General features: G+C 62.8%; 20 protein-coding genes and 3 tRNA genes. 8 read left to right on the top strand and 15 right to left on the bottom strand.

Features of this window, described 5'->3' with window-relative positions; translation table 11 throughout:
- Positions 1–7: 7 nt before the first annotated feature.
- The 6 genes from Q0T48_RS15430 to rpsB form a co-directional block, all read right to left on the bottom strand.
- On the bottom strand, positions 8–859 hold the full coding sequence (locus Q0T48_RS15430; protein ID WP_295957729.1) for a phosphatidate cytidylyltransferase: 852 nt from the start codon (positions 857–859) through the stop codon (positions 8–10).
- Between the two features lie 9 nt (positions 860–868).
- Positions 869–1,591, bottom strand: a complete 723-nt coding sequence (gene uppS, locus Q0T48_RS15435; protein WP_295957730.1) for a polyprenyl diphosphate synthase — start codon at positions 1,589–1,591, stop codon at positions 869–871.
- Between the two features lie 14 nt (positions 1,592–1,605).
- Entirely contained in the window at positions 1,606–2,166 is a 561-nt protein-coding gene (gene frr / locus Q0T48_RS15440) for a ribosome recycling factor (protein ID WP_295957732.1), read from the bottom strand.
- A 31-nt stretch (positions 2,167–2,197) separates the two neighbouring features.
- Positions 2,198–2,920, bottom strand: a complete 723-nt coding sequence (pyrH, locus tag Q0T48_RS15445) for a UMP kinase (protein WP_295957734.1) — start codon at positions 2,918–2,920, stop codon at positions 2,198–2,200.
- Between the two features lie 73 nt (positions 2,921–2,993).
- On the bottom strand, positions 2,994–3,917 hold the full coding sequence (gene tsf, locus Q0T48_RS15450) for a translation elongation factor Ts (RefSeq protein WP_295957736.1): 924 nt from the start codon (positions 3,915–3,917) through the stop codon (positions 2,994–2,996).
- 92 nt (positions 3,918–4,009) lie between these two features.
- On the bottom strand, positions 4,010–4,768 hold the full coding sequence (gene rpsB, locus Q0T48_RS15455) for a 30S ribosomal protein S2 (protein WP_295957737.1): 759 nt from the start codon (positions 4,766–4,768) through the stop codon (positions 4,010–4,012).
- A gap of 197 nt (positions 4,769–4,965) precedes the next feature.
- Between rpsB and Q0T48_RS15460 the strand changes: the two genes are divergently transcribed.
- The 3 genes from Q0T48_RS15460 (at position 4,966) to Q0T48_RS15470 (ending at position 9,179) form a co-directional block, all read left to right on the top strand.
- The gene (locus Q0T48_RS15460) at positions 4,966–6,336 is read left to right on the top strand and encodes an amidase (RefSeq protein ID WP_295957739.1); all 1,371 of its coding nucleotides are present in this window, start codon (positions 4,966–4,968) and stop codon (positions 6,334–6,336) included.
- Positions 6,337–6,429: 93 nt separating this feature from the next.
- A complete protein-coding gene (locus tag Q0T48_RS15465) occupies positions 6,430–7,683 on the top strand; it encodes a D-amino acid dehydrogenase (protein ID WP_295957804.1) in 1,254 nt (417 codons plus the stop codon).
- Between the two features lie 17 nt (positions 7,684–7,700).
- Entirely contained in the window at positions 7,701–9,179 is a 1,479-nt protein-coding gene (locus Q0T48_RS15470) for an NAD(P)H-hydrate dehydratase (RefSeq protein ID WP_295957740.1), read from the top strand.
- A 7-nt stretch (positions 9,180–9,186) separates the two neighbouring features.
- Here Q0T48_RS15470 and Q0T48_RS15475 read toward each other — a convergent pair whose 3' ends face one another.
- On the bottom strand, positions 9,187–9,942 hold the full coding sequence (locus Q0T48_RS15475; protein ID WP_295957741.1) for an SDR family oxidoreductase: 756 nt from the start codon (positions 9,940–9,942) through the stop codon (positions 9,187–9,189).
- A 13-nt stretch (positions 9,943–9,955) separates the two neighbouring features.
- Positions 9,956–12,292 (bottom strand): ribonuclease R, encoded by a 2,337-nt coding sequence (rnr, locus tag Q0T48_RS15480; RefSeq protein ID WP_295957807.1) that lies wholly within the window; start codon positions 12,290–12,292, stop codon positions 9,956–9,958.
- 112 nt (positions 12,293–12,404) lie between these two features.
- Between rnr and Q0T48_RS15485 the strand changes: the two genes are divergently transcribed.
- Positions 12,405–12,489 (top strand) — tRNA-Leu (locus Q0T48_RS15485).
- A 93-nt stretch (positions 12,490–12,582) separates the two neighbouring features.
- Positions 12,583–12,667 (top strand) — tRNA-Leu (locus Q0T48_RS15490).
- A gap of 93 nt (positions 12,668–12,760) precedes the next feature.
- Here Q0T48_RS15490 and rimO read toward each other — a convergent pair.
- The 7 genes from rimO to Q0T48_RS15525 form a co-directional block, all read right to left on the bottom strand.
- Positions 12,761–14,164, bottom strand: coding sequence for a 30S ribosomal protein S12 methylthiotransferase RimO (gene rimO, locus Q0T48_RS15495; protein WP_295957743.1), 1,404 nt, complete (start codon positions 14,162–14,164; stop codon positions 12,761–12,763).
- Between the two features lie 28 nt (positions 14,165–14,192).
- On the bottom strand, positions 14,193–14,726 hold the full coding sequence (gene phaR, locus Q0T48_RS15500; protein ID WP_295957746.1) for a polyhydroxyalkanoate synthesis repressor PhaR: 534 nt from the start codon (positions 14,724–14,726) through the stop codon (positions 14,193–14,195).
- Between the two features lie 167 nt (positions 14,727–14,893).
- A tRNA-Val gene (locus Q0T48_RS15505) sits at positions 14,894–14,970 on the bottom strand.
- 49 nt (positions 14,971–15,019) lie between these two features.
- Entirely contained in the window at positions 15,020–17,257 is a 2,238-nt protein-coding gene (locus Q0T48_RS15510) for a bifunctional (p)ppGpp synthetase/guanosine-3',5'-bis(diphosphate) 3'-pyrophosphohydrolase (RefSeq protein ID WP_295957748.1), read from the bottom strand.
- A 12-nt stretch (positions 17,258–17,269) separates the two neighbouring features.
- Entirely contained in the window at positions 17,270–18,190 is a 921-nt protein-coding gene (locus Q0T48_RS15515) for an alpha/beta hydrolase (protein WP_295957750.1), read from the bottom strand.
- A gap of 146 nt (positions 18,191–18,336) precedes the next feature.
- Complete coding sequence (locus Q0T48_RS15520) at positions 18,337–19,581, bottom strand: SUMF1/EgtB/PvdO family nonheme iron enzyme (RefSeq protein WP_295957754.1); 1,245 nt, start codon at positions 19,579–19,581, stop codon at positions 18,337–18,339.
- Positions 19,582–19,631: 50 nt separating this feature from the next.
- On the bottom strand, positions 19,632–20,780 hold the full coding sequence (locus Q0T48_RS15525; RefSeq protein ID WP_295957757.1) for a YbdK family carboxylate-amine ligase: 1,149 nt from the start codon (positions 20,778–20,780) through the stop codon (positions 19,632–19,634).
- A gap of 362 nt (positions 20,781–21,142) precedes the next feature.
- On the opposite strand from Q0T48_RS15525, the gene Q0T48_RS15530 reads away from it, so the two are divergent.
- The 3 genes from Q0T48_RS15530 to Q0T48_RS15540 all read left to right on the top strand — a co-directional run bounded on the left by Q0T48_RS15530 (position 21,143) and on the right by Q0T48_RS15540 (position 23,806).
- On the top strand, positions 21,143–21,682 hold the full coding sequence (locus Q0T48_RS15530) for a TRAP transporter small permease subunit (protein WP_295957760.1): 540 nt from the start codon (positions 21,143–21,145) through the stop codon (positions 21,680–21,682).
- Positions 21,683–21,821: 139 nt separating this feature from the next.
- Positions 21,822–23,333, top strand: coding sequence for a TRAP transporter large permease subunit (locus Q0T48_RS15535; RefSeq protein ID WP_295957763.1), 1,512 nt, complete (start codon positions 21,822–21,824; stop codon positions 23,331–23,333).
- A 2-nt stretch (positions 23,334–23,335) separates the two neighbouring features.
- On the top strand, positions 23,336–23,806 hold the full coding sequence (locus Q0T48_RS15540) for a hypothetical protein (RefSeq protein ID WP_295957766.1): 471 nt from the start codon (positions 23,336–23,338) through the stop codon (positions 23,804–23,806).
- Positions 23,807–23,914: the final 108 nt, after the last annotated feature.

Consider the following 23,914-nt stretch of genomic DNA (forward strand, 5'->3'; position numbering starts at 1 on the left):
TCCGTCCTTAACCGACTATGGATGCCAGCATCATGGCCAGCGGCAGGGTGGGCAACAGCGCATCCACCCGGTCCAGCACGCCGCCGTGGCCGGGCAACAGGCCGCTACTGTCCTTGACCCCGGCGCTGCGCTTGATGAGCGACTCAACCAAGTCCCCTACCACGCTCATCGCCGCCATAAACAGTGCGGCCACCACCAGCAGAACACCGCTCTGGTGCGCCAGCCGGGTGTACAGGCTGGCCACCGGCGAGGCCCAGGCGTTATCGGCCCACACCCACGCTACGGCCAGCACCAGCACGCCCAGCATGCCGCCGCACACGCCCTCCCAGCTTTTGCCGGGGCTGATGGCAGGGGCGAGTTTGTTTTTAAAGAATTTCGTGCCGAAAGCCCGGCCCGCAAAGTAGGCACCGATATCGGCCACCCAGACCAGCAGCAGCACCGACAGCAAGAAGTTGGTGCCAATCACCCGTGCCTGACAGATGGCCAGCCAGGCCAGCCACAGGGCGGCAAAGCCGACAATGCCGCGCACCACCTTGTCGATGTTCGCCCAGCCGTTCACCCCGTTGCGCAGCAGCCAGCCGCCCACGAGCACCCAGGCCGCACCGGCAATGGTCCACAGCGTGGGCGTATGGGCCGTCAGCAGACCCATGATCCACGACAGCAGGCAGGTAAACACCATGGCCATGGCCAGCGCCACCGACTTGGGCTGCGACATGCCATTCATGCGGCCCCACTCCCAGGTGGCGGCGGCAATCGCGACGATGGCCAGCAGGCACAGGGGTTCAGGAGCCGGATAGAACAACGCAGGCAAAAGAAAGGCCAGCAAAACCAGGGCCGTGATAACGCGTTGCAACAGCATAGGGAAAACTCAGGTATTCAGGCCAACGGCGACAGGTGCCACCTGCGCCGAGGTTTTGCCAAATCGGCGCTCGCGGCCGTTGTAGACGGCAATCGCCTCGTCCAGCGCGGCTTCGTCAAAATCAGGCCAGAGTTTGTCGCTGAACACCAGCTCGGAATAGGCCGCCTGCCAGAGCAGGAAGTTACTGATACGAAATTCGCCGCCGGTACGGATCAGCAGGTCTGGGTCGGGCGAATGGGCCAGGGCCATGGCGCGGTCCATGCTTTTTTCGGTAATGGGCTCGCCCGCCGCAGCCAGTTTCTGCGCGGCCTGGGCAATGTCCCAGCGGCCACCGTAGTTAAAGCAGATGTTAAGCACCAGCTTGCGGTTGTCCGCGGTTTCTTTTTCGGCTGCCAACAGGCCGTTGCGCACTTTGTCGGACAGGGCCGACAGGTTGCCCACAAAGTGCAGTTGCGCGCCGTTGGCCTTGAGCTTGACCACCTCTTTGGCCAGCACGCTGACCATCAGCGACATCAGACCCGAGACTTCTTCAGCCGGCCGGTCCCAGTTTTCAGATGAGAACGCAAACACGGTCAATACGCCCACGCCCCGGTCCAGGCAGGCCTGCACGCAACGGCGCAGCGCATCCCCGCCTTGGTGGTGCCCGGCTAGGCGCGGCATGAAACGCCGGCTCGCCCAGCGGCCATTGCCGTCCATGACGATGGCGATGTGGTGGGGAACGAGAGTAGCCATCGGCGCTGTCAGGCCTAGACCGCCATGATGTCAGCTTCTTTGGCTACGACCAACTGATCGACTTCGGCGATGTAGCGGTCGGTCAATTTTTGTACGTCTGCTTCGGCGCGCTTTTGGTCGTCTTCCGAGGCCAGTTTGTCTTTCACCAGCTTTTTGATGGCTTCGTTGGCATCCCGGCGCACGTTGCGCACGATGATCTTGGCACTTTCGCCTTCGGTACGGGCCAGCTTGGTGAGCTCCTTGCGGCGTTCTTCGCTCATGGCGGGCATGGGCACGCGGATCAGGTCGCCCATGGACGCCGGATTCAGACCCAGATGGCTGTCGCGGATGGCCTTTTCGACCTTGGCAGCCATGTTCTTTTCCCAGGGCTGCACGCCGATGGTGCGCGAGTCGATCAGCGACACATTGGCCACCTGGCTGATCGGCACCATGGAGCCGTAATAGTCCACTTGCACGGTGTCCAGCAGACCAGGATTGGCGCGACCGGTGCGGATTTTGGACAGATTGTTCTTGAATGCCACGATGGACTGGTCCATCCGGGCTTGCAAATTGGTTTTAACGTCGGCGATAGTCATTTTGATGCTCCTCAGTAGTCCAAGGTCTGAATTAGGCGTGAACCAACGTACCTTCGTCTTCACCCATCACCACGCGTTTCAACGCGCCGTGTTTGAAGATCGAGAAAACCTTGATCGGCAGCTTCTGGTCGCGGCACAGCGCAAAGGCGGTGGCGTCCATGATGCCCAGATTTTGCGACATCGCTTGGTCAAACGTCAGCGTGGTGTAACGGGACGCGCTGGGGTCTTTCTTAGGGTCGGCGGTGTAAACACCATCCACCTTGGTGGCCTTGAGCACGATTTCGGCACCGATTTCGGCACCCCGCAAGGCTGCAGCCGTGTCGGTGGTGAAAAACGGGTTACCGGTACCGGCCGCAAACACCACGACCTTGCCTTCTTCGAGGTACTGCAAGGCCTTGGGCCGCACGTAGGGTTCGACCACCTGGTCGATGGCGATGGCCGACATGACGCGGGCGGTCAAACCGGCCTTGTTCATAGCATCTGCCAACGCCAGCGCATTCATCACCGTGGCAAGCATGCCCATGTAGTCGGCGGTGGCACGGTCCATACCGACCGAGCCGCCCGCCACACCGCGGAAAATATTGCCGCCACCGATCACCACGGCCACCTGCACCCCCAAACGGGTGATTTCGGCAACCTCTTCGACCATGCGCACGATGGTGTCGCGGTTGATGCCGAACTGGTCGTCGCCCATCAGCGCCTCCCCCGACAGCTTGAGCAAAATACGCTTATAGGCTGGTTGGGCTTGGGTCATAGGGCGAGTCCTCGTAATGGTGGGAAAGTAGGCAATGGTAGGGACAAAATAGGTCAGTACAGAGTCAGAGAACTTATGCCGTTGCCTTGGCAGCAGCCACTTGGGCGGCCACTTCGGCTGCGAAGTCGTCGACCTTCTTCTCAATGCCTTCACCCACCACAAACATGGTGAATGCTTTTACGGTGGTGCTAGCGGCCTTGAGCATTTGCTCAACCGTTTGCTTGTCGTTCTTGACGAAAGACTGGTTGAACAACGAGACTTCCTTCAGGTACTTTTGCACGCCGCCTTCGATGCGCTTGGCAACGATTTCGTCGGACTGGACCGGCTTGCCAGCGGCCACAGCCACCGAAGCGTCTTCTGCGGCCTTGGCAGTTGCCACCGAGCGCTCTTTGGCGATCAGGTCGGCAGGTACGTCGGCGCTGGACAAAGCCACGGGCTTCATGGCGGCAATGTGCATGGCCACGTCTTTGGCAGCCACGTCGTCGCCTTCAAACTCAACCACCACGCCGATGCGCGTGCCGTGCAGGTAGCCGGCCAGCTTAGCGCCGGTGCTGAACTGCTTGAAGCGACGGAAAGTCATGTTTTCGCCGATCTTGCCGATCAGGCCCTTGCGCACATCTTCCAGGGTGGGGCCGAAACCGTCCTGGGTGTAGGCCAAGGCGCTCAGGGCAGCCACGTCAGCAGGGTTGTTCTTGGCGATCAATTCGACCGCGCCCTGGGCCAGCGCCAGGAAGCTGTCGTTCTTGGTCACGAAGTCAGTTTCGCAGTTGACTTCGAGCAGTGCGCCGGTGGTGCCGTCAAAGTAGCTGGTGACCACGCCTTCGGCGGTGATGCGCGAAGCGGCCTTGCCCGCCTTGCTACCCAGCTTGACGCGCAACAGCTCTTCGGCTTTGCCCATGTCGCCTTCGGCTTCGGTCAATGCCTTCTTGCATTCCATCATGGGAGCGTCGGTTTTGCCACGCAGTTCAGCGACCATGCTTGCGGTAATTGCAGCCATATATTTCTCCGTCTTCAAAACAAAATTGGTTAAAAAAAAGGGGGCTTGCGCCCCTCTTTGATCGCAGCGGTACGCCGCGCCATGGGGAACGCTTAGGCTGCAGCAGCCTCGTTCACTTCCACGAATTCGTCGGCGCTTTCAGCAGCTGCCACGGCCTTGACCACGTCATTGCCAGCGCTGTTGCGGCCTTCGATGATCGCGTCGGCGATGCCACGGGCGTACAGAGCAACAGCCTTGGAGGAGTCATCATTGCCAGGGATCACGTAGTCGATGCCTTCTGGGGAGTGGTTGGTATCGACCACGCCGATCAGAGGGATGCCCAGCTTGCGGGCTTCGAGGATGGCGATCTTGTGGAAGCCCACGTCGATCACGAAGATCGCGTCAGGCAAGGTGACCATATCCTGGATGCCGCCGATGTCTTTTTCCAGCTTCAGCATTTCGCGAGCGAACATCAGCTGTTCTTTTTTGCTCATTGCGTCCAGACCGGCTTCTTGTTGGATCTTCATGTCCTTCAAGCGCTTGATCGAGGTCTTGACGGTTTTGAAGTTGGTCAGCATACCGCCGAGCCAGCGTTGGTCGACGAAAGGCACGCCTGCACGGGCAGCTTCGCCGGCGACGATTTCGCGGGCTTGGCGCTTGGTGCCGACCATCAAAATGGTGCCACGGTTAGCGGTCAGTTGCTTGGCAAACTTGGTCGCTTCCTGGAACATCGGCAGCGATTTTTCCAGGTTGATGATGTGGATCTTGTTACGGTGACCGAAGATGAACGGGGCCATCTTGGGGTTCCAGAAACGGGTTTGGTGGCCGAAATGGACACCGGCTTCGAGCATTTCGCGCATGTTGACGGACATGGTATTTTCCTTAAGGTTGCGTCTAAAATCCAGTCCGATTTGCCACTGTGATATATGAAAATATCACAGGGCAACACCTTGATGGACTGGTTTGCGATTTGTTCTGCGAGAACAGCCTGTACCCATTGATACGCGTTTGACCGATCAGCAAAACCCAAGGAGTCTAGCACACTCCCTATTCACAGTAGATTCCCCGCATGCGCCCAGACCTCATCTCCACCCTCCAGTCCCTGCAGTCCGGGCACAGCACTTCGGCCGCGGAGATGGCAAAGTCGGTTGCCATTTCCCAGTCGTCCGCCTGCAGCAATGTCTTTTTGCAGTCCCGTTTCGACACGGCGCAGGCCCACGCGGAGCAGGCTGGCATGGCCAATAGCCCCCTGGGCGGGCTGGCGGTATCGATCAAGGACATGTTCGACGTGGCCGGTGACACCAGCACCGCGGGCTCCACGGCCATGGCCAACCATGTAGCCGCCTTGGCAGACAGCCCGGCCGTGGCGCGGCTGCGCTCGGCAGGTGCCAGCCTGTTGGGGCGCACCAATATGACGGAGTTCGCCTTTTCGGGCGTGGGCGTGAACCCGCATTTCGGCACACCTGCCGCCTGGGACGGGCGCTACGACCAGGCCGCCGGGGCCCGCATGCACGGGCCGGTTGCGCGCGTGCCAGGCGGCTCGTCGTCCGGCGCAGCAGTGTCGGTGGCGACCGGGGCGGCCTATATCGGGCTGGGATCGGACACCGGCGGCTCGATCCGCATCCCGGCCGCGCTGAACGGCATCGTCGGCTTCAAGAACACTGCCCGCCTGGTGCCCACCGCCGGTGCGGTGCCGCTGTCCAGCACGCTAGACACGGTCTGCGCCCTGACCCGCACGGTGCGTGACGCAGTGCTGGCACACGAAATCCTGGCCCAGCGCCAAGTGGTGCGTAGCGCGGCCCCGCTGTCCAGCTACCGGCTGGCCGTGGCGCGCAGCGTCTTTTTGGACAACCTGGACCACACGGTGGCCCGTGCGTTCGAGCGCGCCCTGCAACGCCTGCGCGATGCCGGGGCCACGCTGGTGGAAATTCCACTGGAAGAAGTGCGCGAACTGCACGCCATCCAAGCCACCGGCGGCTTCGCGGCGGTAGAAGCCTACATCTGGCACCGCCCGCTGTTGGCACGCGGCAGCCATGTCCGCGCCGCCTACGACCCACGCGTGCTGGCCCGCATTGAGCGGGGTGCGCACATGCGCGCCTTTGAATACTCTGAGCTGGTTGCCGCCCGCAGCAGCTGGATCGCCAAAATGGAAGTCCGGCTGCTGGGCTTTGATGCCGTGCTGTCGCCCACCGTGCCCATCGTGGCGCCGCCCATTGCCAATGTGGCGCCCGGCATGGAGCGCGACGATGCCTTCTTCCACACTAACGGCCTGCTGCTGCGCAACCCCGGCGTGGTGAACATGCTGGACGGCTGCGCCATCTCCCTGCCCTGCCACACGGCAGACGAACTGCCCGTGGGCCTGATGCTGTGGCACGCCGCTCTGCACGACGACACCATTCTGAACCTGGCTTTACAGGCCGAGGCTACACTACAGTTTTAATAGCTACCAGCGCAGGTTTTATATGCGCTAACGGCATTTTTTATATAAATTTAGGTTTTCCATGTTGTTTGAGAAGATGCGAGCGTGTGCCGCATGAAAGTCGCCGTGATTGGCGCGGGTGTAGTGGGTACCAGCACCGCGTATGAACTGGCCGCCGACGGCCACCAGGTCACCGTTTATGAACGCTGCAGCGCCGCCGCCGAAGAAGCCAGCTTTGCCAACGCGGGCCTGCTGGCTCCCGGTACCATCACCCCCTGGAAGGCCCCCGGCATGCTGGGTGCCATCGCCAAAGGCCTGTTCAGCCGCAACGCCCCGCTCCAACTGGGCTGGGGCCTGACCGGCAGCGAACTCGCCTGGCTGTGGAAATGGCGGCGCGCCAGCCAACCCGCCGCCTACCTGGCGCAGCACACCCGACTGCAGCGCCTGGCCGCTTACAGCACAGAGCGCCTGCAATCCCTGACGCATAGCCTGCACCTCGACTACGACCGCAGCGAAGGCAGCCTGCTGCTGCTGCGCACCGACAGCGCGCTGGCCCAGGCGCAGCCCGGCCTGCAACTGCTGCGTGACGCAGGCGTGGCCTGGCAACAGATCGACGCAGCCGCCGCCCGCCGGCGCGAACCGGCCCTGCACACCGACACCCCCCTCACCGCCGCCATCCACCTGCCGGGTGATGCCGTGGGCAACTGCCGCCAGTTCACCATGCAGCTCAAGGCGGCAGCCCAGCAGTTGGGCGTGCAATTTGAGTTCAATCGCACGGTAGCGCATATAGAGCCTGCACCAGCAGCTACGGTTTCAATAGCAAATGAAGCCACGCCGCGCCGCTTCGACGCGGTGGTGGTGTGCGCCGGGCTGGCTTCAGCCGCCCTGCTCAAGCCGCTGGGCGTGCAGATTCCGCTGGCGGCGGTGCACGGCTATTCGCTGTCGGCCCACATCCGCGAACCCTTGAACGCACCGGTCAGCGCCGTGGTGGATGAGCAGTACCAAATTTCCATCGCCCGCATGGGCCAGCGCGTACGCGTGGCGGGCGGCATGGAGATGGGTAGCCGCGCCGACACCAAAAACCCAGCCGCCATCGCCCGCCTGTACAAAGTGCTGTACGACTGGTTCCCCGGTGCGGCCCAGCTGGCCAGCAATGTGCAAATCTGGAAAGGTGCCCGCCCCATGCTACCCGACGGCCCACCGCTGGTCGGCCCCAGCGGCCTGCCCGGCGTGTGGCTGAATCTGGGCCACGGAGCCTACGGCTGGGCCCTGGCCAGCGGCAGCGCCCGCGCCACCGCCGACTTGGTGGCAGGCTGCGCGCCCGAGCTAGACATGGAAGGCTTGGGGCTGGAGCGCCTGCGGCACTGAACCCGCACAATCGGGGCATGCAACGCATCACCCCTGACCGTGCCCACCCCCTGTTCGACACCGCCGCCACGCGCCGCATCGAGCAGGCCGCCATGGCCCAGCTGCCGCCCCACACGCTGATGCAGCGCGCCGGGCTGGCCGTGGCCCGGCTGGCCCTAGCTTTGGCCCCGCATGCACGCACGATCTGGATCGCCTGCGGCCCCGGCAACAACGGCGGCGACGGGCTGGAGGCCGCCATCCAACTGCACCTGCGCGGCAAAACCGTACTAGTGACTTGGCTGGGCACAGAGGCTAGCGCCCCCGCCGACAGCCTGGCCGCCTTGGCCCGCGCCCGCGCCGCAGGCGTGCTCTTTGCCGATGCGCCACCCACCACCCTGACCGCCCGGGACCTGTGCATCGACGCACTTCTGGGCATCGGCAGTAGCCGCGCCCCGGCTGGCACCATGGCCGCATGGATTACCGCCATGAACGCCAGCCCCGCACCCACATTGGCCATCGACCTGCCCACCGGGCTGCAGGCCGACACCGGTAATTTTGCTATTCAATCAATAGCTAACAGTGCAGATGAAATAAGCGGTAGCGGCACAATTTATGCACAAAATACGCTGTGCCTGCTCAGCCTCAAGCCCGGCCTGTTTACCGGCCACGGCCGTGACAACGCCGGCCAAGTCTGGCTGGCCGATTTGGGCATTAGCGCAGGCAACGTGTCCACCGCCCAATTGATTGGCGCGCCCGTGCCCGCCTGCCGTACCCATGCCAGCCACAAAGGCAGCTACGGCGACGTGGCCATCCTCGGCGGTGCGCCGGGCATGGCCGGTGCCGCCTTGCTGGCCGCCAGCGCCGCGCTGCACACGGGGGCCGGGCGGGTCTTTGTGGGCCTGCTGGACGGTGGCAGCCTGGGCGTGCACCCACAGCAGCCCGAGCTGATGTTCCGCGCCCCCAGCGCCCTGGCCTTGCATGCCCTGGCAGTCGTATGCGGCTGTGGCGGTGGCGAAGCGGTACGCGCCCTGCTGCCCCTGGTGCTGGCCGAGACGGCCCGGCTGGTGCTGGATGCCGACGCGCTGAACGCCATCGCCACCGACACCGCCCTGCAGGCCCAGCTGCGCGCCCGTGCCGCCCAGGGCCTGCCCACGGTGCTCACACCGCATCCGCTGGAAGCCGCGCGCCTGCTGGGTTGCAGCACCACCCAGATCCAGGCCGACCGACTGGGTGCCGCCCAGCAACTGGCCGACCGCTTCGCCTGCGTGGCAGTGTTGAAAGGTTCGGGCACGGTCATCGCTGCACCCAGCCAGATTCCCTGCATCAACCCCACCGGCAATGGACGGCTGGCAACGGCGGGAACAGGGGATGTGCTGGCCGGCATGGTGGGTGCCCGGCTGGCCATGGGCCAGTACGCGGTGGCCGCCGCCTGCGAGGCGGTGTACGCGCATGGGCTGGCGGCGGACGACTGGCCTGCGGGCCAGCCGCTGACAGCCAGCGCGCTGGCGCAGCTTTAACCGTGAGCTAGCCCCGGCCGACGAAGGGCATCTTCGTGGCCATGACGGTGTGGAACAGCACGTTGGCCTCCAGCGGCAGGCTGTCCATGTAGAGCACCGACTTGCCGACGATGGCGACGTCCATCACCGGCTCGACCACCATCTCGCCATTGGGCTGCAGGACGCCTGTGGTCATGCGCTTGGTCATGTCGGTGGCGGCGTTGCCGATGTCGATCTGTCCTACCGCGATGTTGTACTTGCGGCCATCCAGTGCGGCGGTCTTGGTCATGCCGCGCACGCCGTGCTTGGTGGCGGTGTAGGCGATGGAATTCGGGCGCGGCGTGCTGCTGGAGATAGAGCCGTTGTTGATGATGCGACCACCCTGCGGGCTTTGTGCCTTCATCACCCGAAACGCCTGCTGGATACACAAAAACATACCGGTGAAATTGACATTCACCACGCTCTGCCACTGGGCCAAGCTCAAGTCTTCGAGCAGCACGGCGGGTGTGCCAGTGCCCGCGTTGTTGAACAGCAGATCGAGCCGGCCGAACTGGGCTACCGCCGTCTCGAACAAGGCCTGCACGGCAGCGGGGTCGGTCACGTCGGTGGGCACAGCCAGCGCACGCTCTGCAGCACCCGACTCCAGCGCCACCGCTTGCAAGGGTTCCGCACGCCGGCCCGCCAGCGCAACACTGTAGCCATCGGCCAGCAGCGCCAGGGCGACCGCGCGGCCAATACCGCTGCCTGCACCGGTGACGATGGCGACTTTGGGATGCTTTTCCATGACCTAGTGTCCTTTAGCGGCGGGTACGGGTTTTCTTCTTGGCCGCGCCACCCTTGACGGGGGCCTTGCCCGGGGCTTTGGCGGCGGCGCTGGCCTGGATCGGCCCGCGCTCGGCGTGGTCGCGGTCGCGGGGCGCACCGGCTCCGGCTTTGCGGCCCGAGCGCTTGGGTGCAGGGGCATCACCGCCCGACCGGTTGCCGCCTTCGCGCTGCACGCCCTTGTCTTTCATGGCGCGGTTGACCAGTTCTTCGCCTTCGCGGATCAGACGGAAGTCGATCTTGCGACCATCCAGGTCGACGCGGCTCACCTGGACCTGCACGCGCGTGCCGATGGCGTAGCGGATGCCGGTGCGCTCGCCGCGCAGCTCTTGCCGGGCTTCGTCGAACTTGAAGTACTCGCCACCCAACTCAGTGATGTGCACCAGGCCTTCTACGTACATCGCGTCCAAGGTGACGAAGATGCCGAAACCGGTTGCGGCGGTGACCGTGCCACCGAACTCCTCGCCCAGGTGTTCGCGCATGTATTTGCACTTCAGCCAGGCTTCCACATCGCGGCTGGCCTCGTCGGCACGGCGCTCGTTGGCGCTGCAGTGCAGACCCGCTGCCTGCCAGGCCAGCGTTTCAGGGCTGACCTTCTTGATCTTCATGTCGGGCTCGCCGACCTTGCCCTGCAGCTTGGAGGCCGCGCCCTTGCTCAGGCGTTTGGCCAGCTTGGCATGCGCCTCGCCGGGGGTCGGCAAGGTGGGCAACTGGTACTTGCGGTGCGCCAGGATGGCCTTGATGACGCGGTGCACCAGCAAATCGGGGTAGCGCCGGATCGGGCTGGTGAAGTGGGTATAGGCCTCAAATGCCAGCCCGAAATGCCCGCCATTCATGGGCGTGTAGATCGCCTGCTGCATGGAGCGCAGCAGCATGGAGTGGATTTGCTGCGCGTCGGGACGGTCTTTGGTGGCGTTGGCAATGGCCTGGAATTCGCCCGGCTTTGGGTCGTCGCTGATCGACATGCCGATACCGGTGGCTTTCAGATAGTTGCGCAGAATCTCGATCTTCTCGGGCGTGGGGCCTTCGTGCACGCGGAACAGACCGGGGTGCTTGCCCTGGGCGATGAAGTCGGCGCTGCACACGTTGGCGGCCAGCATGGCTTCTTCGATCAGCTTGTGGGCTTCGTTGCGGGTGCGTGGCACGATCTTTTCGATGCGGCCGCCTTCGTCGCAGACGATTTGGGTCTCGACGGTTTCAAAGTCCACCGCGCCGCGCACCTTGCGAGCCACCAGCAGGGCCTGGTACACATCGTGCAGGTTCAGCAGGTCGGTGACGCGGTCTTTGCGGCGCACGGCCTCGGGGCCGCGGGTGTTGGCCAGAATCGCTGCCACTTCGGTATAGGTAAAGCGCGCGTGGCTGAACATCACCGCCGGGTAGAACTGGTAGGCGTGCACATCGCCCTTGGCCGTGACCAGCATGTCGCAGACCATGCACAGACGCTCCACGTCGGGGTTCAGCGAGCACAGGCCGTTGGACAGCTTTTCGGGCAGCATGGGAATCACGCGGCGCGGAAAGTACACACTGGTGGCGCGGTCGTAGGCATCCACGTCGATGGCCGAGCCAGTTTCTACGTAGTTGCTCACGTCGGCAATCGCGACCAGCAGGCGCCAACCCTTGCCACGGCCCACTTTGGCGGGTTCGCAGTAGACGGCATCGTCAAAGTCGCGGGCATCTTCGCCGTCGATGGTGACCAGGGGTACATCGGTCAGATCGACGCGGTTCTTTTTGTCTAGGGGACGCACTTTGTCGGGCAGGGTGCGGGCTAGGGCGATACAGGCATCGGAAAAAATATGCGGCACGTCGTATTTGCGCACCGCGATTTCGATTTCCATGCCGGGGTCGTCCACCTCGCCCAGCACCTCTTTGACACGGCCCACGGGCTGGCCAAACAAGGCGGGCGGCTCGGTCAGCTCAACCACCACCACCTGCCCGGCTTTGGCGCTGCCGATACCAGCTTTGGGAATCAACACATCCTGGCCGTAGCGCTTGTCTTCAGGGGCTACCAGCCAGATGCCGCTTTCTTGCAGCAGGCGGCCAATGATGGGCTGCGGGGGGCGCTCGACAATTTCCACAACCCGACCTTCAGGGCGACCTTTGCGGTCGCTGCGCACAATGTGGACCTTGACCCGGTCCTTGTGCAGCACAGCGCGCATCTCGTTGGAAGGCAGGTAGATGTCAGACTCGCCGTCGTCGCGCAGTACAAACCCATGTCCATCGCGGTGACCCTGGATGGTGCCTTCGATCTCGTCCAGCAGGCCGCTGGTGTGGCTGGTCGTTTTGATAAGTATTCTCTCTTTACAGACTGGAATGCCCAAAGGGTAGCAGAGCCGTAGCGTAGTTCAGAAAAAGCAGGTGTTTCAACAAGCCTTCGGCCCACAGGTCAAAACCGCTATTTTTCCCATGTTATACTTTAACTTGTGGGCCCAGATGGCGAAATTGGTAGACGCACTGTGTTCAGGTCGCAGCGCTGCAAGGCGTGCTGGTTCGAGTCCAGTTCTGGGCACCACACCTTATCTTGAAAAAACCGCTATGCCCATGACGGTTTTTTTCTGGTTAAAAATCTGCAAAATACCAATTGCAGATTGTGAGAGTTTCGTGGGCCCAGATGGCGAAATTGGTAGACGCACTGTGTTCAGGTCGCAGCGCTGCAAGGCGTGCTGGTTCGAGTCCAGTTCTGGGCACCACACCTTACAAAAAAAAGCCGCTAACGTTGTTAGCGGCTTTTTTTTGCCCCTTTTTTGGCTTGCCAGATGCAGATCAGGCAAGCCAGGCGCAACTTAGATCGGCAACGCCACCAGGTCGTGGCCTTGCGTGCCCACGATGCGGGCCTTGGTGAACTCACCCACCTTCAAGGTTTTGCTGATTTTTTCGGGCGGCAACAGGCGGACGATGCCGTCGATCTCGGGCGCATCGGCGTAGCTGCGGCCAATACCGCCCTTTTTACCCATGCCGGGTGCGGAATCCACCAGCACCTGCATGGTGGCGCCCACGCGCTTGAGCAGCTTCGCGGCAGACACTTCTTCGGCCACGGCCATGAAACGGGCGCGGCGTTCTTCACGCAGCTCGAAGGGCAGCATGCCAGGAATGTCGTTGGCGGCAGCGCCATCAACCGGGCTGTAGGCAAAACAGCCTGCGCGATCGATCTGGGCTTCGCGCATGAAATCCAGCAGATGCGCAAATTCTTCTTCGGTTTCGCCTGGAAAACCGGCGATGAAGGTGCTGCGGATCACCAACGACGGGCAGGCTTCGCGCCAGCGCTGGATGCGTTCCAGGTTTTTTTCGCCGCTGGCCGGGCGCTTCATGCGTTTGAGCACGTCGGGATGGCTGTGCTGCAAAGGCACATCCAGGTACGGCAGCACGCGGCCCGTGGCCATCAGCGGAATGATTTCGTCCACGCTGGGGTACGGATACACGTAGTGCAGACGCACCCAGGCACCATAGGGCTCGGCGATGTCGGCCAGGGTTTGCACCAGCTCCAGCATGCGGGTTTTGACAGGCTTGCCATCCCAGAAACCGGTACGGTACTTCACGTCCACACCGTAGGCAGACGTGTCCTGGCTGATCACCAGCAGCTCTTTTACGCCGCCTTCAAACAAAGCCTTGGCATCGCTGAGCACGTCGCCAATATTGCGCGACACCAGATCGCCGCGCATCGACGGGATGATGCAAAAGGTGCAGCGGTGGTTGCAGCCTTCGCTGATCTTCAAATAGGCGTAGTGCCGGGGCGTGAGCTTGATGCCCGCCGTGCCAAAAGCGTTGGGCACCAGGTCCATAAACGGGTCGTGCGGCTTGGGCAGATTGGCATGCACGGCATCCATCACCTCTTGGGTGGCGTGGGGGCCGGTAACGGCCAGTACGCTGGGGTGCATTTGCCGCACCAGGTTGCCGCCGGAATCGCCCGCTTTGGCACCCAGGCAACCGGTGACGATGACGCGGCCATTGGCGGCCAGCGCCTCACCAATGGTGTCAAGGCTTTCCTTGACGGCATCGTCGATGAAACCGCAGGTGTTGACGATCACCAAGTCGGCACCTTCAAAGGTCTTGGAGGTTTGGTAGCCTTCGGCGCTGAGCTGGGTCAGGATCAATTCGGAGTCGGTCAAGGCCTTGGGGCAGCCCAGGCTGACGAACCCGACTTTAGGTATTTTGTTAGGGGCTAATGGGGGGGATAGTGCTTCGATCATCCCCGTATTGTCGCCGCCCTCAAAAATTTTAGGGTTTCAGGCCAAAGCTGCCCAGCATTTGGGCAGTCTGTTTTTGCATTTGCTCCTGCATTTGCACAAAGACGCTCTTGGATTGCTCGACGTAGCTGCCCATCATCCCCTGCATGGCGGGCGACTGCAATTTCAGCATTTGCGCCCAAGCCTCTGGAGTCATGCCCTTGGCTTGCTCACCCATGGTGGACTGTAAATCGACAAAGGTTTGCACGTTTTTTTCCAGGTACGGACCCAGAAAGCTTTGCATGGTGTTGCCGTAGAAGCGGATCATGTTGGCCAGCGCCTGCTCGGTAAACATGGGCGCACCACCGGCCTCTTCTTCCAGGATGATTTGCAGCAGGATGGCGCGGGTCAGGTCGTCGCCGGTCTTGGCATCAATCACCTGCACAGGCTCGCGCTCCATGACCAATTTTTTGACCTCGGCCAGGGTGATATAGGTCGACGTATCCGTATCGTAGAGGCGACGGTTAGGGTATTTCTTGATGACGCGGTGATCGTTCGGCGCACTGTTCGGAGAATGACTGGGCACTGCTGTCTTTCGTGGTGTTTTCGTGGCGTTGGCGGCGTAAGGAAGCACTTTACTGCACTGCAACATATTCTAAAAAGCCACCGCGCAGAATGCTTCAAGGATTACCCTAAAAACAGGGGCCAAAAAACCAAAAGCCCTGTACATCACTGATGTACAGGGCTTAAATTTGGTAGGCGCGAATGGACTCGAACCATCGACCCCCACCATGTCAAGGTGGTGCTCTAACCAGCTGAGCTACGCGCCTAAAGCTAAACTACTTTAGAGCGCTAGTATAGCATCGTTTCTCGCCCTTTTTACCGCCGCCGGGCCGAACGCACGCCCGCCACATCCGACACCACGCCCAGCACCTTGGTCAAGCGGGCGGCATCGGCCACCTCCACGGTGAAGGTCATCCAGGCCGTGCCTTTGACCGACTGGGTTTGCACGCCAATGACGTTCATTTTTTCTTTGGTAAAGACCTCAGAGATGTCACGCAACAGACCCTGGCGGTCGGCGGCTTGCACCGACACGTCCACCGGGTACACGGAAGCCCCTTCTTTTTTGCCACTGCCCCACTCCACTTCGATCACCCGCTCGCCATTGCGTACCGACATTTCACGGAAATTGCTGCAATCGGCGCGGTGGATGCTGACCCCCTTGCCGCGCGTGATGAAGCCCAAAATGGCATCCGGCGGTGCGGGTTTGCAGCATTTGGCCAGCTGCGTCATCAGCGACTCCACGCCCACCACCAGCACGCCGCCTTTGGGCGAACTCTCGGAAGTGCGGGTTTTCTTGAGCAGTAGGTAGTCGTCCGGGGCCAGCACTGGCTCGGGCGGACGCAGCAGTGTCTCGATGGTGCGAAGCGAAAACTCGTCCTTTCCCACCACCTCGAACAGGTCGTCAGCCGATTTGAAGCCCAGCCGGGCGGCCAGATCGTCGAGCTTGATGGCGGTTTTACCTTCGCGCTGGAGCAGTTTTTCCACTGCCTCCCGGCCACGTGCCACCGTGGTGTGCATGGCGGCGGCGTTGAACCAAGCACGGGCCTTGGCCCGGGCACGGTGGCTGACGAGGTAGCCCAGCTCGGTGTTGAGCCAGTCGCGCGACGGCCCCCCCTCTTTGGCGGCGGTAATTTCCACCGTCTGGCCGTTTTGCAGCGGGGTGTTCAGCGGCACCTGCACGCCGTCCACCTTGGCACCCCGGCAACGGTGGCCCAGGCTGGTGTGCACGCTGTAGGCAAAGTCCACGGCGGTGGAGCCCGCGGGCAGCTCGACTACCGCGGCATCGGGCGTCAGCACGTAGATGCGGTCGCTGAGCACGTCAGCGCTTTGGGGCGCGGCCCCGGACAGATCGCGCTCCCAGGCCAGCAGCTGGCGCAGTACAGCGATCTTGGCGTCGTACTCGCCGCTGGCCGACACCCCGGCGTAGCCCTTGGTACCCGCCTCTTTGTAGGCCCAGTGGGCGGCCACGCCGTGCTCGGCATGGTCGTGCATGGCCTGGGTGCGGATCTGGATCTCGATCGGCAGGCAGGCTACGCCGTCCACCATTTGCTGCACCACCGTGTGCAGCGACTGGTAGCCGTTGCCCTTGGGCTTGGCGATGTAGTCGTCAAACTCTTCGGCCATGGGCACGAACCGGGCATGCACCCAGCCCAAAGCGGCATAACAGTCGGGCACGCTAGGCACGATCACGCGCAGGGCGCGGATGTCAAACAACTGCTCGAAGCCCAGCGACTTGCCGCGCATCTTTTTGACGATGCTGTAAATATGCTTGGGTCGGCCCTGCACAACTGCCTTGATACCCTGGCTGGCCAGCTCAGCCTCCAGGCTGGCGCGCAGATGCTCCATGTTGGCTTCGCGCGCCACCCGCTTTTCGTCCAGCAGGCGTGCCACCTGTTTGTAGGTGTCGGGCTCGATGAAGCGGAACGACAGGTCTTCCATCTCCCACTTGATCTGCCAGATGCCCAGCCGGTTGGCCAGCGGCGCAAACACCTGCAGCGATTCGCGCGCCAGCCCCGGCGACACCGGGGTTTTGCTGGCGGCGCAGAAGCGCAGGGTTTGCAGGCGCGAGGCCAGGCGCAGCATCACCACCCGCAGGTCGCGCGAAAAAGCCAACAGCATCTTGCGCACGTTTTCGGTCTGCACCGCCGGGTCGTCCACCAGGTGGGCCGAGGTTTCGGCCCCGCGCGACAGGCGCTGCACGCGCATCAATTGCGTGGTCTCTACCGCCAGCGCAGCGAAGTTGGCCCCAAAGGCCTTGGCAATGACTTCTTGCGGCTTGTTCAGGTGCACACAGGCGTGGACCAGGTAGCTGGCGGCCTGCATGGCCTCGGAGCCGCCCACCACGCGCAGGATGGCAGCCACAGCATCGGCATGGGCCAGGGTGTTTTCGCCAGTGTCCAGCACCTCGTCGGCGATCAGCGGCTCGGCAAAATTACGCGCACGGGCCAGGGCGTTGACCTGCTCGGGCAGGGTCTGGGCGGTGACCGCCACCACGCCGGGCAGGCGCTCCTCAGGGTGTGCCGCGACGGGTTGCGCGGCGGGCAAACTTTTCATCCGGTGACTTTATCAGGGCTGTAAAAACCCGACGACTGTGGCGACTTGGTCGTCCGCCACAAAGGTGGGCGCATGGCCCACGCCCGCAAATTCCACCAGCCGGGCACGCGGTCCGCGCTGGGTCATGGCCTGCGCGGTGGCTGCAGACAGCAAATCCGACTCAGCCCCGCGCAGCAGCAGGGTCTGGGCCGTGATCTGGTCGTACAGCGCCCACAGCGCGGCCTCGCCTGCAGCCGCAGATTCAGCCGTAAACGTGCCAAAAGCGGCGGCCAGCGCCGGGTCGTAGTGCAGGGTCAGCGCGGGTTCACCGGCTACCAGCGGCCGGACCATGTGCTGCGACAAAGCCAGCCACTGGGCGGGCGTGTGCGGGCCGAAGCTACTAGAGATGGCCCACATCGCGTCGGCGGCCTGCTGCAACGTGTCGAAGCGCCCGGTTTTGCCCAGGTAGCTGCCAATGCGCTGCAGGGCGGCCACATCCAGCGTCGGACCGATGTCGTTCAGCACCAGGCGGCGCACTGGCACGGGCAGCGGCAGGCCGAGCGTGCCCAACAGCGCCATGCCGATCAGCCCGCCCATGCTGGTGCCCAGCCAGTCCAGCGTGGAAATAGGCGCTTCACCGTGCACCTGGGCCAGCAACGCCAGCATGTCACCCGCGTAGGTGGGCAATTGGTAAGCCTGGGGGTCTTGCAGCCAGTCGCTCTGGCCCCGGCCCACCACGTCGGGGCAGATGACGCGAGCAAACCGGCTCAGCGACCGGGCCAGCACATCGAAGTCGCGGCCCTGGCGGGTCAGGCCATGCACACAGACCACCACGTGCGGGTTGGCCGGGTCGCCCCACTGCCAATATGCCATGCGGTGGCCGGTGTGGTCGGGGGCGTTGGTCTTGGCCGCGGCACCGGGGCACGGGACGTAACAAAGGCGGGGTTCGGTCATGGTGAAAGGCGTTCCAGGCAAGAGGATGCAGTCATCCTAATCCAAACGGCACCGGCAGCAGCGCCAGGAGGTCAAGCGTGAAATTTATAAAAAAAGTGCCTCTGGCGTATGCTCTACCTACGCCAGTAGCTATTTTTTATATAGCACTACACCGCACACGAGCGAAAACCCACAAAGCGCACGTCGTCGCCGGGCAAGGCAAAGCCACGGAACTTGGGGTGCTTCATACGGGCACGGGTGGCAAACGCCGCACCGCGCAGCACTTTGGCCTGGCCGAACCAGGGAACGGAATAGGCCATCCACGGGTCGGCGCTGAAGCCCGGCCAGGGGCGGAAAGTGTTGGCCGTCCATTCGTGCACATCGCCCCAGCGAAAGCCCTGGCCTGCGGCACCGATGGCGGCACGCTCCCATTCCACCTCGCTGGGCAGCCGCCGCCCGGCCCAGCGGCACCAGGCATCAGCCTCCCACCAGCTCACATGCATGGCGGGCTGGGTACCGGGCACGCGCAGACGCTGGCCAAAGCGGGTTTGCAGCACCGCGCCACTGGCTACGCCGATCTGGTCCACATAGCGCGGGCCGCGCCGCCCCTCGCCTTCGGCCAGGGCTTGCAGCCAGACCCAGCCCTCGGGCATCCACCAGGCAGCGTTGTCGTAGCCGCCGTCGTCCACAAACTCGACAAACTGGGCCCAGGTAACGGGCTGGGCATCGATCTCGAAGGTGGGCACGGCCACCGGATGGGCCCATTTTTCGTTGTCAAACACAAAACCGCCGGGTGGCGAGCCTAGCTGCCATTCGCAGGCAGGCAACGTCAGCGGGTCGCGTGGCTGCGGGCTGCCCGGCGAGGGCAGTTGCAAGGGCACGCCATGCACCTGGGCCAGGGTGATGAGCTGCTCGCTGCGCAGGTCTTCGTGGAACAGGGCCAGGCGGTAAAAATACAGCGTGTCGTCGTTTTCGGCGGTTTTCTCCAGCAACTCCAGCGTGCTTTCCAGGGTTTGCAGCAAGAAGTTTTTGGTCGTGGCCAGGTCGGGCCTCGCTGGCGGGCGAAGGGGGCCACGGCGGTCCATCTGCTCGGGGTTCCACCAGCGGTCGGCCTCGGGCTCGATAGAGGCCAGACGGGTAGGCTGGAATGGGCAGGCCGCGCCGCGCCCGCGCTGGGTGTTGCGGCCCAGCCAGGCCTCAGCCATCCAGCCGATATGGCCCGCCAGCCAGCGCGGCTGCAGGCCATCCGCAGGCACGACAGTCAGCGTGGGGGCCGACTCAAACTGGTCGAGCAGGTGCAGGGTATGGTTGCGCGCATCCATCAGTGCCAGTGACAGCAGGTCGCGCCCCGCCTGGCGCATGGTGGGCGAATCCAGGTGCTGGGGCAGCACATGCGGCGTGCGGGTGGACATGCGCCATTATTGCCTGGGATGTGGGAAACCCAACCCCCCACCCCACACGCCTATGCCAGCAAACGCGCGCAATGTTCGCGCGAATTCACGGCGTATTCCAGCGGGCCCGGTGCCCAGTTCGCCATGCTGGGCGAGGCGTTGAGAATATTGCCCCAGGTCTCGCGCATGGTGTCGGAGTCTTGCTCGTTTTCGACCTGCTGGTGCAGGCTGCGGATTTTGCGCATGTCGGCATCGCACGTGGGGTGCGCCTCGATGCGTTCGACCAGCATCGCCAGCCATTGCCGGGCGGGCATCCATTCGCACACCGCCGGGTTGAACAGCCGGGCATCCATGCCATCGCGGCAGGCCATGAAGCGGCTAACACGTTCGGTGTTGTAGGGAATGGCAATCGGGGCGTAGCCCAGTTGCCCGTTCAGGGCCAGGGCCGAACATGCCCGGGTAAAGGAGGCCAGCGCCACCGCCTTGCGCACGCTCAAAGGCGTGTCAAACACCCGCACTTCAACGGTGCCGAACTCGGGCTTGGGGCGCACGTCCCAATAAATGTCTTTGAGTGACTTGGCCAGGCCGGAATCAAATATCTCCTGGGCGATGGTCTCGAACTCGGCCCAGCTGGTGGTGCGCGGCATGGGGCCGCCGTAGGGATAGACCAGGGGCTCCAACGGCCGCGCGGAGCAAAAACCGGTGTCCACCCCTTGCTGGAACGGCGACGCGGCCGACAGGGCGATGAACAGCGGGCACAGGCTTTGCAGCACGTTCGCCAGCTGGATGGCCTCTTCCTTACCGGGCACGCCGATGTGGACATGCATGCCGTAGGTGGAAAAGCGCTTGGGCAGAAAACCGTATTTGGCTTGCAGTTCGGCGGCGCGGTCGGTTTCGGTGAACTCGCGCTCGTTCCAGAACTGCAAAATGTGGGTGCCGCCGCCACGCAGATCGGCACCTTGGCGGCGGGCGATTTTCTTCAGGGTCAACACGTTTTCACGTGTTTCTGCCTCCAGGGCATCGGCATCCTCGTGGATAGAGCTGGTGACCTCCATGGTCGAGAGCGTGGCTTCCAGCGAAAACCGCTCGTGCTCGGGCAGCACTTCCAGCTCGCGCCAGAGCTCGGCGCTGCAGGGCGAGAGCTGACCCGTGTTTTCGTCCACGAGTTGCAGTTCCAGCTCCATGCCGAATGTGAGTGCTTTTGATTTTTTGAAATCCATGCCTTGGCTCCTTATGGTGCGATGGGGTTTATGGGTCTCTCCAACAGGGTGGAAGAGTAGAGGTAGGCCACCTGGTACACAGCGAGGTGCAGGGGTCGTGGGCCTTGTCGGCAATAGATTTTGGTCTGCCAGCCACCGGCTATGGGGTTGCCGATGGGGGTGCCACCGTATCCTAAAAGAGCCCATTCGCCAAGAATAGTTCCAAAGTCCCTGCGCTATCGGGGGCCTTGCAAAGGTATCATCGTGGGCTCCAAAGCGGCGGTGGCGGGGCGCGTTGAACACCCCCCGCAGCGTCCCGGATGGGCGGCTTGCAGCCCGTCCTCAGGATGCGCCGTCCATCCACCTCACCATCGGAGACACCCGTGTCAGCACTCCTCAAATTCGCGCTCGGCATGGATTGGATCAGCGAGCAAATGGGCCGACTCGCCACATGGGCGGTGCTGGCCGCAGCCCTGATATCGGCGGGCAATGCTTTTGTGCGCTACGGGCTGGACATCAGCTCCAACGGCTGGCTAGAGATCCAGTGGTACCTGTTTGCCACCACGGTGATGCTGGGCGCACCCATCGTGCTCAAGCTCAATGAGCATGTGCGGGTTGACATCTTCTACGGCAAGCTCAAGGGCAACGGCCCGGTGTATGTGGATTTGTTCGGCCTGGTGGTCTTTTTGCTGCCGGTGATGGCCACGATTGCCTGGCTGAGCTGGCCGCTGTTCATTGGCATGTTCCGCTCGGGCGAAATGTCCAACAACGCCGGGGGGCTAATCCGCTGGCCCGCCATGCTGCTGCTGCCGCTGGGTTTTGCGCTGATGTTCCTGCAAGGGCTGTCTGAAGTCATCAAGCGCGTCGCGTATCTGCAGGGCAAATTCCAGATGGACATGCACTACGAAAAACCGGTGCAGTGAATAGGTTCTCCCCCGTTTCTTGCTCACTTCGTGTAGCCGCATACCCCCCAGGGGGCAACACCAGTGGCCCGGCAAAGCCGGTTCCACGGTGTTCAGCGACTGAATTGAGCTCCAATCGCACCGTTTACTGGATAAAAAAATGCAGATGGAAAATTTCGCGCCGATGATGTTCGGCGGGCTGGTGCTGATCATGCTGATCGGCTTTCCGGTGGCCTTTTCGCTGTCGGCGCTGGGCATGGCCTCGGGCCTGTTCGCCATCCAGATGGGCTGGTTTCCGGCGGTGTTCATGGAGAACCTGCCGATCAACATCTTCGGCATTTTGTCCAACGACCTGTTGCTGGCGATTCCGTTCTTCACCTTCATGGGCGCGATTCTGGAGAAATGCGGCCTGGCCGAAGACATGCTGGACTCGATGGGCCAGCTGTTTGGCACGGTCAAGGGCGGCCTGGGCTACTCGGTGATCATCGTCGGCTTCATCCTGGGGGCCATCACCGGTACGGTGGCCGGCCAGGTGATTGCCATGGCGATGATCTCGCTGCCGGTGATGATCCGCTACGGCTACAACATGCGCTACGCCACCGGCGTGCTGGCCGCCTCGGGCACCATCACCCAGTTGGTGCCACCCTCGCTGGTGCTGATTGTGATGGCCGACCAGTTGGGCCGGTCGGTGGGCGACATGTACCGTGGTGCCTGGGGTCCGTCGATCCTGCAGGTGCTGATATTTGCTGGCTACACCTTCATGCTGGGCATCTTCAAGCCGCACCACATTCCCGGCATCCCCAAAACGGCGCGCACGCTCAGCGGTGCCAAGCTGTGGGCGAAATGCCTGCGCGGCATCATCCCGTCGGCGATCCTGATTTTTGCCGTGCTGGGCTCGATGGGCGGCCTGCCGGGCATCGACACCGCCATCGCCACGCCTACCGAAGCCGGTGCCATGGGCGTGGTTGGCGCACTGATTTTGGCGGCCATCCACAAGCGGCTGACGCTGGCCCTCATCTGGGAAGCCATGGTGGGGACCATGCGGCTCACCGCCATGGTGGTATTCATTTTGATCGGCGCACGGGTGTTCTCCATGGTGTTCCAGGGTGTAGACGGTGCCAAGTGGGTCGAGCATCTGCTGACCGGCCTGCCGGGCGGCCAGATTGGCTTCTTGATCGTGGTGAACCTGTTCATCTTCTTCCTGGCCTTCTTTCTCGACTTCTTCGAAATCGCCTTCATCATCTTGCCGATGCTGGGCCCGGTGGCCGCCAAGCTGGGGATTGACCTGGTGTGGTTTGGCGTGCTGCTGTGCGTGAACATGCAAACCAGCTTCATGCACCCACCGTTCGGCTTTGCGCTGTTTTATCTGCGCGGCATTGCCGACTCTTTGTACAAAGACAAGCGGATTGAAAAACCCGTCCAATCCAGTGACATTTACCTGGGTGCCATTCCCTGGGTACTGATGCAGCTGATCCTGGTGGCGATCGTCATCTTTGTGCCGCAGACCGTCACGGTCTTTCTGCCCACCGAAGAAAAAATCGACACCGAAAAAATCCAGATCGACGTGCCGGTCAGCGACCTGCAGGCTACGCCCAACGACAGCGCGGGCGAGAACCCGTTCAGCGATGCGCCCGCCGCCGCTGCATCCGAGCCCGAAACCGCGAAGAAATAGCCTTGGGCCCCGCTCCTTTTCGCTTCCAGCCCCGCACCGGCAGCCCGGTGGAAGGCGCGGCGTTCTCGCCGCTGTTCAAGCTGCTGGCCAGCGCCATCGTGGGCAGCTGTGCTTTCTGGCTCGCCCGGCTGTTGACCAGCGGCGCACTGGCTACCCCGCGCACTACCGGCGTGGTTTGGTTCGTGGCCGGGCTGGCCATGATGGGCTGGACCTGGTGGCACATCCTGCGCAGCCGTACCCGCATCAGCGCCGATGGCCTACACCAGGGCTGGATCTGGGACAAACACATGCCATTTGACGACCTGGCCTACGGCAAACTCATCCGCGTGCCCGGGCTGGACTGGCTGATCGCGCCGCGCCTGTATGTCCGCACGCTGATGGGCAAGTTCATGGTGTTCTACGGCGCCAGCCCCGAGCTGGTAGCCGAGTTCGAGCGCATCGTCAAAGAACTGAAGGCCTTTCGGCAGCTCTGAACAACCGCGACGCCAGCAACAAAAAACCGCGCCAAGGCGCGGTTTTTTTAATCCAGAGATACCGTGGAACCGGCTTTGCCGGGCCACTGGTATCGCCCCCTGCAAGGG

Origin of the sequence: Rhodoferax sp., from assembly GCF_025354435.1 — a bacterium.
In the GTDB taxonomy this organism is placed as follows: Bacteria; Pseudomonadota; Gammaproteobacteria; order Burkholderiales; family Burkholderiaceae_C; genus Rhodoferax_B.